The organism is Pedobacter sp. SL55, from assembly GCF_026625705.1.
Classification (GTDB): Bacteria; Bacteroidota; Bacteroidia; order Sphingobacteriales; family Sphingobacteriaceae; genus Pedobacter.
Map to the genome: position 1 here is coordinate 1,575,599 of NZ_CP113059.1, position 15,436 is coordinate 1,591,034.

9 protein-coding genes are annotated in these 15,436 nt (G+C 39.2%); 2 read left to right on the forward strand and 7 right to left on the reverse strand.

Annotated elements, in window-relative coordinates:
• Nucleotides 1–3: 3 nt before the first annotated feature.
• Nucleotides 4–696, forward strand: a complete 693-nt coding sequence (locus tag OVA16_RS07215; RefSeq protein ID WP_267764512.1) for a response regulator transcription factor — start codon at nt 4–6, stop codon at nt 694–696.
• A 126-nt stretch (nt 697–822) separates the two neighbouring features.
• On the opposite strand, the gene OVA16_RS07220 is transcribed toward OVA16_RS07215, so the two are convergent.
• Nucleotides 823–1,611 (reverse strand): GLPGLI family protein, encoded by a 789-nt coding sequence (locus tag OVA16_RS07220; protein WP_267764514.1) that lies wholly within the window; start codon nt 1,609–1,611, stop codon nt 823–825.
• An 18-nt stretch (nt 1,612–1,629) separates the two neighbouring features.
• Entirely contained in the window at nt 1,630–4,437 is a 2,808-nt protein-coding gene (locus tag OVA16_RS07225; RefSeq protein ID WP_267764515.1) for an outer membrane beta-barrel family protein, read from the reverse strand.
• 291 nt (nt 4,438–4,728) lie between these two features.
• On the opposite strand from OVA16_RS07225, the gene OVA16_RS07230 reads away from it, so the two are divergent.
• On the forward strand, nt 4,729–7,017 hold the full coding sequence (locus tag OVA16_RS07230) for a helix-turn-helix domain-containing protein (RefSeq protein WP_267764517.1): 2,289 nt from the start codon (nt 4,729–4,731) through the stop codon (nt 7,015–7,017).
• Between the two features lie 251 nt (nt 7,018–7,268).
• Here the strand turns inward: OVA16_RS07230 and OVA16_RS07235 are convergent, their stop codons facing one another.
• The 5 genes from OVA16_RS07235 to OVA16_RS07255 form a co-directional block, all read right to left on the reverse strand.
• Nucleotides 7,269–8,678 (reverse strand): efflux transporter outer membrane subunit, encoded by a 1,410-nt coding sequence (locus OVA16_RS07235; RefSeq protein ID WP_267764518.1) that lies wholly within the window; start codon nt 8,676–8,678, stop codon nt 7,269–7,271.
• 15 nt (nt 8,679–8,693) lie between these two features.
• A complete protein-coding gene (locus OVA16_RS07240) occupies nt 8,694–11,870 on the reverse strand; it encodes an efflux RND transporter permease subunit (protein ID WP_267764520.1) in 3,177 nt (1,058 codons plus the stop codon).
• 86 nt (nt 11,871–11,956) lie between these two features.
• Nucleotides 11,957–13,141, reverse strand: a complete 1,185-nt coding sequence (locus tag OVA16_RS07245) for an efflux RND transporter periplasmic adaptor subunit (RefSeq protein WP_267764521.1) — start codon at nt 13,139–13,141, stop codon at nt 11,957–11,959.
• Nucleotides 13,142–13,255: 114 nt separating this feature from the next.
• Nucleotides 13,256–13,828, reverse strand: a complete 573-nt coding sequence (locus OVA16_RS07250) for a TetR/AcrR family transcriptional regulator (protein WP_267764523.1) — start codon at nt 13,826–13,828, stop codon at nt 13,256–13,258.
• A 177-nt stretch (nt 13,829–14,005) separates the two neighbouring features.
• Complete coding sequence (locus tag OVA16_RS07255) at nt 14,006–15,316, reverse strand: IS4 family transposase (protein ID WP_267764525.1); 1,311 nt, start codon at nt 15,314–15,316, stop codon at nt 14,006–14,008.
• Between the last annotated feature and the right edge of the window lie 120 nt (nt 15,317–15,436).

The following is a 15,436-nucleotide window of genomic DNA, read 5'->3' on the forward strand; positions in this document are numbered from 1 at the left end:
GATATGAAGAAAATACTGTTGGTTGAGGATGATCCGAATTTAGGATTGCTGCTGCAAGACTACTTACAGATTAAAGGTAATTTTGAAGTGGTGTTATGTGCCGACGGCGAAGAAGGCTTAAAAGCCTTTGGCAAACAAGCTTTTGATATTTGTATTTTAGATGTGATGATGCCCAAAAAAGATGGTTTTACATTGGGCAAAGAAATCAGAAAGTCTGACCCGAACGTGCCCATTATTTTTGCCACTGCAAAATCTATGATGGAAGATAAAGCTTCGGCTTACGATTTGGGCGGCGATGATTACATTACCAAGCCATTTAGAATTGAGGAGCTTTTGCTTCGTATCAACGCTTTATTAAAAAGGGTTTCTACGGTACAAACGGTGCAAGAAGAAGAACCAAAGCAATTTGAAATAGGCAATTATACTTTTGATTATACCACGCAATTAATTCATTTTAAAGGGGCGCAACAAAAACTATCTACCAAAGAAGCAGAGTTATTGCGTTTGCTATGCTTAAAGAAAAATAGTGTGCTTACTAGAGAAGAAGCATTAATACATATTTGGCATGATGATAATTACTTTAATGGCCGTAGCATGGATGTGTTTTTAAGTAAGTTGCGTAAATATTTGAGAGAAGATCCAAAAGTAGAAATCATCAATGTTCACGGCAAAGGATATAAATTGGTAGTGAATTAAGCGTTGGGTTAATCGGTTAATTGTGTATTTGGTTAATCGTTTAATCTTGGAAACGTAAAAAAATAAAATCGGTTAACTGCTTTGGCTAGCGGTTAACCGATTTTTCAGTTTAAACAGTTAACCTAACTACATCATCGCCCATTTAAACGTTTGGTGCGCCGATTTTCCCCAGCTTTTTAGGGCTGATTTTAAAATATCGTATAGCTGTTTGTTGTTTACCGGTTTTCCTTTGGTTGGTATTTTTAGTTTATCCTCGCTAACTGGGGCATCGCTTACCGAAGTTGCAAACCAAGTTACATGCTCGTGTGGTAGGGCCAATCCCAAAATCATTCCGGGTAAACCACCAAAAGATTCTGGGCCGCCACTAACCGCAATTTCTTCGGTATAAAAGGCAACTACATAAACAGAATCCATTACCAAAGCATTTGCTCTACGGCAATTGTAGCCCGCAATTTCCCTAAACTCATCGGTAATTTTCCAATTTATTTTTCGGGTACTATCGCTTACCATGTAAGTTTCATCGTAAACTTTTTTTTGGGTTTTGCTGGTTCCAGCTTTAACGTTTGTTAAAATACTATTTGCCTGTTTAAACTCTATCATATCCCCAAACCAACCACCAGTGCTTGCAATGGCTTCCTCTGTAGGTATAAAGGCGGTAGTTTCTTTACCGAAATAAAGTGTGCTTTTCGAAATCTTAAACTGTGGGTTGTTCTTTTGATAGTTTTCTAATGCTGCTTTATAAAAACTGTCATCGCCTCCGCCCCAGATTTTAATTTGATCTTTAATTAAGGTGTAAGCATTGATGCGTTTTTCGTATGCTATAGTCCCCTGGGTTACAAAACGGGCATGTTGAGCATTTGAGTGAAACGCTACGAGCAATAGATATGCGCTTATGATATATGTTAATTTTTTCATTTTTTTAGAGAATTAGATTCAGTTTGTTTTTGGCGCCCCAACGCCCATTTTGTTGAAATCCCAGATGAGCGAGAACATGAAATATTGCCCGATGTTATTGTAGGTAGTTTGGATAATCGAGCTTCCTGATGCATAACGGTTGAAACCTTTATTCTCATCTAACATATCGTTGGCACTAATTGAGAATTTTAAAGTTTCTTGTTTAAAGAATGCTTTGGTTAAAGTGGCGTTAATGATTAGCCTTTCAAAATTATTATCGAACGATTGTGTACTAGGTTGATACGTGTATTCGGAGTTTAAAGAGAACCTAATTTTTTTAGGTAGCTTTAATTGTGCATCGAAATAGCCGCTATATCCCCAACCTTGGTTGCTTAGGTTTTTTTGTAAAGAAGCTACTTGAGATTGGTACCTAGGGCCAAACGAGAGATAGAAATTATTGTTTTCTCCGTATTTGCTTAAGTTAAGTGAAGGGCCAAAGTTAATGCTGTTGGTTTTATTCAACTGTGTTAGGTTTGTCGTGTTATCGAAAACGTAGTTGTAATTGGTAGACCCGTTAGAACTTAGCTCAACTCCGGCATTGATATCAAATAAAAATTTCAGCTTTCTAGAAAACCCTATATAAGTGCTGTAGTTGGCAGGTGTTGCATCTTCTAAGTTTACAGACTTGTAAATGGTGCGGCCTTCTAAATCTGTAACGTTGCTGCTTACAATAGCATTGTTAACGAAACCACCATTAGCGCTGATGTAGAAATTTTGGCTGCTAATTACCTTATAGGTGTTGTAGCGTATATTAAAGCGGTTGTTGTAAGCGGGTTTCAATAATGGGTTACCTTCGGGTAGGTTTAGTGGGTCGTCGTTGGTTCTTACTGGCTGCAATTGGTTTACGGTTGGTTGCGTAGTAGAGCCGTTGTATCTAAAAGTAAACGATTTTTGTGCGGAGAACTTGTATTGATACATTGCCTGTGGCAACCAATTGATAAAATTGCGGTTAAATGTTTGGTTGCTGTATTGCTCTACTTGATCGAAGTTTACGAAACTCGTTTTTGTACCAAAGTTTATTACGGTTTTCCCTTTTTTATAATTGAAAATGGCACCAACTTGGTTAATTAGCTGGTCTGATTGGAAATTGTTGCTAAAGGTGGTGTTTAGTTGATCGTAATTGCCAGATAAACCCCTATCATAAGTTTTCCTATGCGCATCGTTACTACTTAAACTGATGCCATAACTAGCTACTAAGCTCAAAAATTTGCTAAGCGGCTCGGTATAGGTTAGGTTGGCAGCCAACTTGTTCAACACCACATCATTGTCGTTTAGCTGATCAATCTCTTCTTTTCTTACAAAAGAACCCGCATCGTCATAAAAGTTGTTATTAGAATATAAATTGCCGTCGGTATTGTTTTTGCTATAGTTTTGAGACAAGTTGATAGAGAAGTTTCTTCCAACTTTTTTCAGTTTTTTGGTGTAAAGTGCACTCCAGTTGAACAGCTGTTGTCTTCCTTTGTTAGCGGTGGTTCTTTCGGACGTATTGATTAAACTTTGATCGCCACGTCTACTCTCAGAGCCAAATGTACTTTCTAGTTCGGTGTTTTTAAGCGTGCCGTCTATCACAACTTTTAAATTAGCGCTGGTATCTAGTTTTACGTTGTAGGTAGCATCCAATTTTTGTCTAAACAGGTCGCTTTCGCGGTTATCATCACTAGTGGTTACAATGAGCCCACCAATTAAGTTATTCTGATTAATGGTGTTTTTATCTGTTTTCACATTGAGTGAACCAGCTTTATAGTTCGTATTTAAAGAATGCTTATCGTTTTTCCACTTGTTTTCGTAGTGTATACCTCCGTTATGAGCAGTTGGAATACCTTCTCCCCAATATCTGCCACCACCATCAAGTTCGTCGCCGCCGGTGGTAAAGAATATCATTCCGTCATCAGTCATTTCCATGTTACTAGAGGCACCAAATCTGTCAGCATCATTCCAATCTAAACCCGTTTTTCCTGTATTACTAGAGGTAAAATAAGCCGCAATTTTTTCTTTATTCTTAAACTTATTGATCATGGCCTGGATCTGATAAAAATCATCAGTGCCATAACCCGCATCTACTTTGCCAAAGTAGCCTTGTTTTTTATCGTCTTTCAGTACGATATTTAAGGTTTGCTTTTTTTCGCCATCATCAACACCGGTAAAAGCCGCTTGGTCGCTGGCTTTTTCAAATAATTGCACTTTGTCAACCATATCGGCCCTTAGGTTTTTGGTTACCAAGGTTGGGTCGTCGCCAAAAAACTCCTCTCCATCTACCAAAACTTTTTCTACCGTTTTACCTTGTGCGGTAATTTTGCCTTGGGCATCAACCGTTACACCCGGAAATTTCTTTAGCAAATCTTCTACACGATCATTTGGCTGTATTTTGTACGCAGCAGCATTAAATTCTGTGGTGTCGCCTTTAATTTTAATAGCCGCTGCCTGTCCCTTAATAATTACCTCGTTTAGTAACTTGGCTTTGGTTTTCATGTCTATCACTTTAAAATCGATAGATTTATTGGCAGAATCTAAAGTGAATTTGTTTACAAAATCGGCATACTCAGGGTAGGTTACCAAGAGGATGAAACTTCCATTTTTCATTTGCCCAAAAGAGAAGTTTCCATCTGGGGTAGCTCTGGTAAACTTGTAAAGTGTAGAGTCTTTTGCGTTTAACACACTAATTGTGGCATTGTGCAGTTTAGCGTTGGCAGATAGGTCGGCAATGGTGCCTTTTGCAGAATTTGTTTGCGAAAATGCTGAATAAGAAAACAGCAAAATCGTTAACACGGCGAGTAACGTTTTCTTCATGTTTATAGTTTGATTAACGGCTAAAATAATAACTAAAATTTTAGTTATGAAATGTTTTAACAATTTTAACCTTTGTTAACAATATTGTTATAGATATAAGTTGCTGATTGTTAGTATTTGTTGCACAACTGCTTTAAAAAAATTGGACGTTTAAGCTAAAGGCAGCTTTAGTAACGAAATAGCCGAAAAATAAAAAATCAGCTATTCATACAAATACAGATTCGTAAATAATAAAGCTAAATTTGTAAATTGACGATAGGGTTATTAAACTCAAGCAAAATTAAAATCGATTTGGAAGAAAACGAACATCTACAACCTGCCGAGCTTGCTGCGAAATTTGTTAACCAAACCTCAAGGCATATTTTCTTAACCGGAAAAGCGGGAACGGGGAAAACTACGTTCTTGCGCAATATCATTACCAAAACTCACAAAAGAGCCGTAATTGTTGCACCTACGGGTATTGCAGCCATTAACGCTGCGGGTGTTACCATCCATTCGTTGTTTCAATTGCCTTTTGGTACGTTTGTTCCCCGCATTACACCAGATCAAAAGTTGCCTTCGGGCGTGCCTTACAATACACCAAAGAGTTTAGTGAGGCACCTAAGCATGAATGCCGTTAAACGCAGGATTTTGCTAGATATGGAACTTCTGGTTATTGACGAGGTAAGTATGCTCCGGGCAGATTTGCTAGACGCAATTGACTTTGTACTACGCTACGTGAGGCGAAATAACGAAAATTTTGGTGGCGTGCAAGTGCTTTTCATTGGCGATTTATACCAACTGCCGCCAGTAGTGAGAAACCAAGAGCAAGCGTTGCTCAGCATGTTCTATCAAAGTGCTTTCTTTTTTGATGCACTTTGCCTAAAAACCAATCCACCGATTTACATTGAACTAGATAAAATTTACCGCCAGTCTGATCAAACTTTTGTTGACTTACTGAACAACCTGCGTAATAATATGGCCACCGAGCAAGACATCGCTCTGCTTAAAAGCCACTACCAAGAAAACTACAAACCCAATTTAAACGACAACTACATTACTTTAACTACCCATAACAGCAAAGCTGATGCACTAAACCGTAGCAGCTTAGCCGAGTTAAAAGGGAAATCTTATTTCTACAATGCGGTTATCGAAAAAGAATTTGCCGAAAGCGCTTATCCGATAGAGAAAACTTTAGAACTTAAAATTGGTGCGCAGGTAATGTTCATCAAAAATGACCCTAAAGGCGAGCAACGATTTTTTAATGGAAAGTTAGCTGTGGTTACCGATTTAAAAAGCGATTTTATTGAGGTGTTGCCAGAGGGGAATAAATATCCGATTAGTTTAGAGCAGTACGTTTGGAAAAATATTAGGTACACCACCAACAAACATACCAACGAAATTGAAGAGGAAGAGATAGGTACCTTTACCCAGTACCCCATTAAATTGGCCTGGGCCATTACGGTACATAAAAGTCAGGGTTTAACATTTGATAGAGCAATTGTAGATATTGGCGATGCTTTTGCACCGGGCCAAATTTATGTAGCGCTATCGCGATTGCGATCTATAGATGGGTTGATATTGACTTCGCACTTAAACAACAGGGGCATGAAAGCCGATCAAAATGTGGCCTATTATTCGCGAACAAAAGATGAGCAAGAAAGTTTGCTAACGCAGATAACGAGAGAAGCCGATGCCTTCTTAAAACAATCTTTACTACAAGCTTTTAACTTTACTTTATTGGATAATTTTGTTTACGAACATGTGTTTAGCTACAGTAAAGACGAAAAACGTTCGGTAAAGCAAACCCATTTGCCTTGGGCGGTAAAATTGCAACAAGAGTTAATGGCAGCAAAAGTTCATGCAGACAAGTTCTTAAAGCAAATAGATCGGCTTTTAGTTTTAGGACAAGCGGTGGATATGGATTTGTTGATTACTCGTACACAGGCGGCTAGGAATTACTTTATTCCAATTTTAGAGGCACTTAGCAAAACAATTTTTGAGCAAATTGAAGCGGTAAAAGAACAAAAGCAAACCAAAGAGTACCTTCACGAATTGATTGACCTGGAAGCCATGTTTTACGAACAGTTTAAAAAAATTGTTCGTGCTAAGGCAATGTTGAGCGCAAAGGCTAATGGTGTAGAAATAGGCAAAGAAGACCTGAATGAGCTTTACGGGTTATCTAAACGTGAGGAGCAAATGAAGAAAGCCTACAGCCTACCTAACAAAGAAGAGCTAGAGCGGGTAGGTGGTGATACTAAACCTCGGTTTAAGAAAAAAGAAGCAAAAGAAAAGACGCCAAAAATAGACACCAAAGAGGTAACGCTAGCTTTATTTAACGAAGGTAAAACGCCAACTGAAATTGCCGCAGAAAGAAAAATGACCAAAGGAACCATAGAAGGGCACTTGGCGCATTACATTGCCAAGCAAGAAATTAGTGCCGATAAAGTGATTGCCAAACATAAATTAGATGTTCTTTTGGGCGCTATTCGGGAGCTTAAAAGTATAAAGCTAAACGAAGTTAGAGATCATGTGGGCAAGGCTTATGATTTTGGAGAAATACGTATCGCCATTGCTGCGTATATCGCCGAAGGGGAGTAAAGCTTTCCGAAATTATTCGGAATAAACCTACCCAACCTCCCGCCAAAGGGGAGGAGTTGCAGAGCGCTACAGATAACATACCGTCAATTTCTGGCGATAGGAGAATTGAAAAACAACGAAGTTAAATCTAGCATGATGATGAATAACTCTTTAGATTTCTCAGTCATACTTCCTTCGAAACGACGTGGTGCCAATAAAAAAAGCTCCAAGCAAACGCTCGGAGCCTCAAATTATAAAAGGGTGTATTTGCGCTATTCTTTCCAGCCACCGCCTAAAGCACGGTACAAATTCACTATAGATTGTAATTTCTGTAACTTATCACTTACGGCACTCAATTGGGCAGTTAGCAAACTTTGTTCAGATGTCAATACATCGGTATAGTTCGTAGCAGAGCTGAATTTTAACAATTCTTTAGTGTAATCTACTGCTTTTTCTAAAGAAGCAATTTGCTTTTCTCTCGAATTTTCTTTTTCTACTGCTGCTTGATAGGCATATAAAGCATTTGATACTTCGGAACCTGCAGTTAACACCGCTTTTTGGAAAGCAAAATACGATTCTTGTTGAGCTGCTTTGGCAGAAGTTAATCTGGCTTTATTTTGCCCTTTATTAAAAATAGGCTGTGTTAAGCCAGCAACAAAGCTGTAGAAAATAGAATTGTTAAAGAAGTTCTCTAGCTTTAGCGAAGATAAACCGCCGTTAGCTGTTAAGGTTAACTGCGGGTAGAAATAAGTCTTTGCCAAGTTGGTGTTCTCAAAAGCAACCCTAAAGGCTAACTCGGCTTGTTGTACATCGGGCCTGTTTTTCAGCAGTTGAGAAGACAAGCCTACCTTCAAATCTTTGTAATCTTGCTGTGCTTCTAAGGTGTTCCTCGTTACCGAACCTGCTCCTTTTCCTAACAAAAGGTTTAGTGCATTTTCTGTTTCTCTAATGCTTCTTTTCAAATCTGGAATGCTTACTTCGGCAGCATACCTGTTCGCTTCGCTTTGCACTACTGCAGCGCCATTTACAATGCCTGCTTCTTTCAATTCCTTAATTGCTTCTACGTTTTTAATACGGCTAGCTAAGGTTTGCTCGGTAATTTTCAATTGTAAATCTAAAGCCAACAATGTATAGTAATTGGTAGCAATAGAACTAATTAGTTGAGTTTGTACCGCACGTTTAGCCGCATCTGTTTGTAGGTACGAAGCCAACGCCGAACGTTTGGCACTTCCCAATTTACCCCAAACATCAATTTCCCAAGCTGTGCTTAATTGTGCTCTATACAATTGTGTTTCTAGTGGGATGTTAATGCTAGGAGGCAAGTTTAAAGCTGCTCTAGATTGTTTGTTGTCGGTTGCTGATACATCTAGATTTAAGCTTGGTAAAAAAGCTGTTTTGCTTAGGCGTAAGTTCGCTTCTGCACTTTTCATTCTTTCTATGGATGCCTTTAAATCTAAATTGTTCTCAATTCCTTCTTTAATTAAAGCTTGTAATTGTGGGTCGCTAAATAAAGTTGATGTAGGCAAATCTGCAATAGTTGCCGAGTCTGTTTGTGCTACATCTCTGTACAAACCATCCGCTTTTAATTCTTCGGGTGTTTTATATTTTTGGGTTACACAGGCCCCCAAACTTAAAAGTAGGGAACCTGTAATGAATATGGATATTTTCTGATTTCTTGTCATTTTGCTATGCTGAAATTATGCTTCAGGAGTGTCTATTTTGTCGAAGTTTAAGTGCGTTTGTCTTTCCATTACACTTTCGTCATACGGAGATTTACTACTTACCTTTTCTTGTAAGGTTTGGAAAACGATAAACAATACAGGGATAATGAACACCCCAAATATGGTTCCGATTAACATACCGCCAACTGCACCTGTACCGATAGACGTGTTACCCGCAGCACCTACACCTGTAGAAAGCATTAGAGGTAAAAGTCCTAAGATAAAGGCGAATGAGGTCATCAAAATTGGTCTTAACCTAGCCGTTGCGCCTTCTAGTGCAGCTTGCAAAATGGTCATTCCTTTTCTTCTTCGCTCTGCGGCAAACTCTACAATTAAGATGGCATTTTTCGCTAATAAACCAATTAACATGATGAGTGTAATTTGGGTGTAGATGTTATTATCGATACCAAAAATCTTATCGAAGATAAATACACCTGCTAAACCTACCGGAAGTGAAAGAATTACTGCCAATGGCAACACATAACTCTCATACTGTGCACAAAGTAGGAAGTAAACAAACACCAAGCACAGCATGAAGATAAATATAGTTTGGTTGCCACTTGCTTGCTCTTCTCTAGATAAGCCAGAGTATTCGTAACCATATCCTTGCGGCAATAATTTAGCAGCTTCTTCTTCAACGGCTTTAAGGGCATCTCCAGAACTAAAACCAGGGTTAGGGTTTCCGGTAATAGCGATGGATGTATAAAGGTTAAACCTTGAAATGGCCTGTGGACCATAAACTCTCTCAGTAGATATGAAACCTGTAATAGGAGCCATTTCGCCACTTGGGGTACGAACATACACACCATTTAAACTTTCTAAATTGGCTCTATATTGTGGGTCTGCTTGATAAACCACTCTATATTGCTTACCAAATTTGTTAAAGTTTGATGCATATACGCCACCATAGTAGCCTTGCATTACGCTCATTACATCATTTACATTTAAACCAGCTTGTTTAATCTTAGCCACGTTGGCCGTAATTAAATATTGAGGGAAATTAGGGTTAAATGACGTTGCCGCATACTGAATTTCTGGACGTTGGTTTAAAGCCGCCAAAAATTTGGTAGCTACCTCGTTAAACGCGTTGATGGTTCCGCCAGTTTTGTCCTGCAATTGAAATTCGAAACCACCACCAGTACCAAAACCTTGAATGGTTGGCGGGGCAAAGAAAATGATTTTTGCTTCTTTGATGTTCGCCGTTTTTGCAAAAAGCTCGCCAATAATAGTTTTTACATCACGTTTACGTTCGTCCCAAGGTTTTAAACGGGCAATTACCATACCGTAAGAACTTCCAGAACCACTAATCATGGCTCTACCAACCACTCTTAAGGTTAACCTCACTTCTGGTATAGTTCTTACAATTTCGTCTATTTTGGTTACAATTTCGTCTGTTCTTTCTTGCGATGTTCCCGGTGGTAAAGAAATATCAGACATGATGGCTCCTAAATCTTCATTGGGTACAAATCCTTTTGGTGTAGTATTAAACGCCCATACAAAAGCAGCAACAAAAGCCAAAAGACCTAAACCCGCTATCCATTTTTTCTTCGCCAAAAAATAAACAGAGCCTTTATACTTACGGGTCATGGTTTCGAAAGAGGTATTGAAAGCAGCATAAAAGCGTTTCATAAATCCTTTTTTCTCTTCATGGTCGTCTTTGTGTGGCTTTAATAAAAGTGCACAAAGGGCAGGACTTAACGTTAATGCGTTAATTGCCGATAAAATGATGGCGATGGCGAGTGTTAATCCAAATTGCTTATAAAATACACCCGACGAACCGCTGATAAAACTTACCGGAACAAATACCGCAGCCATTACCAGAGTGATGGAAATGATCGCTCCGGTAATTTCTTCCATAGCGTCTTGCGTAGCTTTTTTGGCAGATTTATAACCTTTGTCGAGCTTGGCATGTACCGCCTCTACAACCACAATGGCGTCATCTACCACAATACCGATGGCAAGTACCAATGCAAATAGCGTTAATAAATTAATGGTAAAGCCAAATAAACTTAAAAAGAAAAACGTACCTACAATGGCAACGGGTACCGAAATGGCGGGTATTAACGTAGATTTAAAATCTTGAAGAAACAAGAATACCACTACGAATACCAAGATGAAGGCTTCAACCAAAGTGTGTAATACTTTTTCGATTGATGCATCTAAGAAATCGTTTACGTTGGTCAACACCTCATATTTAATCCCACTAGGGAAATCCGCTTTTGCTGTTTCCAAGGCCTTTAGCGCACCATCAATTACTTCTTTCGCATTCGAACCCGCAGTTTGGTTTACAGCAAAACCTAAGGCCGCTTTTCCGTTTAGTTGAACAGAAGAGGCATAACTTTGCGCTCCCAATTCAATACGGGCAATGTCTTTCAGCTTCAAAACCTGACCGTTTTCCGCAGTTCGGATAATCATGTCGCCAAACTGCGTTTCGTCTTTCAATCTTCCGGTATATTTTAAAGTATATTGGAAAGATTGTTGTCCTTGTTCGCCCAATTGGCCAGGTGCGGCTTCAATGTTTTGATCAGCCAAAGCAGCACTCACATCGCTTGGTATCAGTCCGTAAGCCGCCATCACATCTGGTTTTAGCCACAAACGCATGGTGTATATAGATTGGCCAAACGCATTTACATCGCCTACGCCGGTAACCCTTTTAATTTGTGGGATGATATTGATTTCGGCATAGTTTTGTAAGAATTTTTGATCGTAGGCCGGGTCTTCGCTATTTAGTGCGAAAATAAGCACGTTACTCGACTGTCTTTTAGCGGTAATTACACCCGCACGAGTAACTTCGGCAGGTAATAAACTGGTAGCACGAGCCACACGGTTTTGTACGTTTACCGCAGCTAAATCGGGGTTTGTACCTAACTTAAAGTTAACGGTAATGGTTGCAGAACCATCGTTTCCGGCAGAGGAAGTCATGTAGGTCATGTCTTCTACGCCGTTAATTTGTTCTTCGAGCGGAACAACAACGCTACTCATTACCACATCGGCATTGGCACCTTGGTAAGAGGCAGAAACCTGCACCGTTGGTGGTGCAATTTCTGGATATTGCGAAACAGGCAAGGTAATGATACCTAGGACCCCTAAAATCAAAATGATGATGGAGATTACCGTAGAAAGTACCGGCCTGTCGATAAATTTTTTAAACATGAGAATCGATTTTCGATTTTAAAATTACGCCCTAACCCCCTAAAGGGGGAATGAGATTGATTAACGCTTAGTCTTTTTAAGCCCCTTTAGGGGTTTGGGGTTTTATTCTTAGCTTCAGCAAATACCGAATCAGCAGATTTTATTTGGGGCTTAATTTTGTCGCCATCTTTTAATGAGGCAAAACCCTCTAGTACAATTTTATCGCCGTTTTTTAAACCTTTAGTTACTACATAGTAGTTTCCTTTAGTTAGTTCCATAATTTCGATATTTGTGCTTTTTACACCGGCGGTGTCATTTACCAAGTAAACAAATTTCTTCCCTTGAATATCGGTAGTAGATTTTTGAGGAACCAACAAAGCGTTTTCTACATTTTGCGGGATGCGGATAGAAGCACTAGAACCAGAGCGCAATAAACCATTCGGGTTTGGAAACGTAGCCCTTAAACTAGAAGCCCCTGTTTGCGCATTAATTTGTCCGCTAATGGTTTCGATTTTGCCTTTTTCAGGATAGATAGATCCATCTGCCAAAACTAACGTTACATTAGGAATTTGCTTGATTTTATCTTCTAGCGTGCGGCCTTTAGTGTTTCTCGCAATTTCTAACAACTGTTTTTCATTTAAGGAGAAATAAGCGTAAACTTTACTAATGCTAGAAACCGTAGTTAAGGGTTGCTGGCTAGTGCTGCTAACCAAAGCACCTACTTTGTAAGGTATGGTGCCAATTACGCCATTAACTGGGCTAGTAACTACCGTGTAACCTAAGTTCACTTTTGCATTTGCTAAAGCCGCTTTAGCCTGCGCTAAGTTTGCTTTCTTGCTGGTAAGTGTTAGTGCTGCATTTTCTAGATCGAATTTGCTGATGATGTCTTTATCTACCAGTGGCTTGGTTTTGTTGTACTGTAATTGTGCCGCACTTACCTCAGCCTCTGCACTTCTAATTGCAGCTTCTGCCGTTCTAACTTCTTGCTGATATTGAGGTGCATTGATAGCAAATAACGGTTGGCCTTGTTTTACGGTTGCGCCTTCGTCTACGTAAATTTTCTCGATAAAACCATCAATTTTTGGTCTGATGTCTACATTTTGCTGACCTTCTAGCGTAGCTGGATAATCGCTTTCTAATGTGGTATTAAAAGCATCTATTTGTACCACAGGATAGTTTTGAGGACCAGCGGGAGGGCCACCAGCTTTTGGATCTTTGCCGCCCGAACTGCATGACGCTATAAATAGGGCCGCGATACCCGTTAGCGATAAATAAATTGAGGAATGTTTCATTGAAGTATTCATTTGCATTTTTAATGGTAATGAAGCTATCAAGAGTTTTTAAAATACTTTTTATGAAGGTAACTCTTGATGGGTTCATTATATGTATGTATTGTGTTGAAGGTTCTAGTTTAATAGTTGGTCTAAAATGATCTGTTTTCTTTCGGCGATGAGTTGGCTATATTGCTCTTTAGAAATGTCTAATAGCTTCTGGTATAGCGGTGTCATAATAACCGGAAAAGAAATTAACGAGGTTAGGTTAAAAACAAACTGAATGGGATCGTACTTTTTGATTGTGCCTTTATCCATTTCTAATGCAACTTCTTTTAAGAAATAGTTTAAGGCCTCACTTTTTTTCTTCTCCTTTAGCGCAAAGTTCTTACTACATATTTCCGTAATTAAAAAAGACTCTCTGTAAGGATATTTAAGCAGTTCTTTCATGTGAACATCGATAAAAAGGCTTAGTTTTTCCTTAAAAGGCGTCTTCCCATAAATCACTTCGTCCAATTGAGATTTTAAGCTGTCAACTGCTTCGCGATACACAGTTTGAAAAAGTAAATCTCTAGATCGGAAATAATAGTTAATGAGCGAACGGTTAACGCCAGCTGCATCCGCAATTTCTTGGGTTGTAGCGTGCAAATAACCTTTGCTAAAGAATAGCTCTTTGGCTGTTTGTTTAATGAGTTCTTCCTTGTTCAAGCTTAATTAACTTTAATGTTTAACAATTTTGTTAAACAGCAAAAGTAGTTTCAAGTTTGATTTTCAAAGTCAGAGAAATCTCATTTAATCGTTTGATTAATTTTTGTCGTGTAAATGTTACACTATCTAGATTAGTTCCCTGCTTGGCGCACGCCTAATGTCATTAAGTTAAGGGTTTCACAGGTTAATTCTTCGATTTTTGAACTGCTTTGGCTTTGTTCTCTGCCTGTATTTATCGGTTTTTCTGTCAAAATTCCTGTTAGGCCTAAGTGGTACAACGTTTTTAACGAAGAGCTGTTCCAGTTCGTCCATAGCTTCTTTGCCCGTTTTGCTGCTAAAGAGTTCTATCAGCCTGTTGCGGATGAAACAAAGCGACAAAGATGCATTTATCCTGTATTCATAGGTACGGTGTTCGTATTTTTTCCGAGCCTGTTGTTGTGCATCCATGGTCAATATGGCCTGCATATTGCTCATGTACAGCGCACAATAAAATTCCTGTAGTATAAACTGACAGCTTGTCCCAGAAAAATGTTCTACGCCTATAATATTCTTAAACCTGTTATAATAGGTTTCTATCGCCCATCTTTTGAAGTAGAGCTCCTTAAAATCTGCGTAGGGATAAGCCCTAGCGTCCAATAGCGAGGTAATCAGGATTTCATCCTCTCCAGTGCTCAAGGGTATCCTAAGCATCCTAACTGTAATAGATGTATTTTTATCGTATGGCAGGCCATTAAACGACCTGTTCTGCTTGGGGGACAAGACCAGAATATCGTCATCCTTCCCCGAAAGCGCAAAATCCCTGGTTGCATTGGAATAGGCTATCTTACACCTGCATATAAAATGGATCCCATCTCCACCCATCTGGCGCATCGCACCAAAACTGGTGTATGCCCTGTCCATGATGACAATATCGCCGCATTGTGCAAGCTGAAGCTGTTGGCGGGCAAGGGCGACCTCGCCTACACTAAAACGTGAAAGGCGGCCATCGATAGCAATTTCGTTGAGCACGTCATAGAGGATGGAAACCCTGGCCATAACCACATCATCGGTCTTTTTCTGATTATTGCAGAAGCCGTATTCCGCTATCGTACTTGGGCTTATTGGAAGGTTGATGGTTGAACCGTCTATAGCTAGCAGCCTGTGTCCCTTGTAAAGCTGTACCGAATCGTCATTGTCCCGATAAAAATCAGAGGCGATGGCAGCGTTGAGATCAAGGAACATATCGGGCTTTATCTTTTTACGCCCCTGTACAAAAGCACTGGTGGTAAAGCTGTAAACACAGCTCTTAATATCATCAAGAAACTTTTGCAATTCGACCTGTATGTTTTGTTTCAATGTCCTCAACATGGATAAAGATAACTCTCTAAAGCCAAATTTTCGGTTTCTGGTAAAATCTTTTCGACAGGTTCTGTATTTTTCAATATTGATCTGCGAAGAAATAAATTGGTGGCTAAGCTCAACAAAATGAAACGGTGGTTTTCTTGCCATGTCTTTTTTCGCAAACCGAATAAAACATGTTCTAAATTGCTAAAATAAGTTGTTAACCAGTGTTAATTTCCTTAACTTAATGACATTGGGCGCAAGCATTAGCGCAGCGGTGCTTGTGCT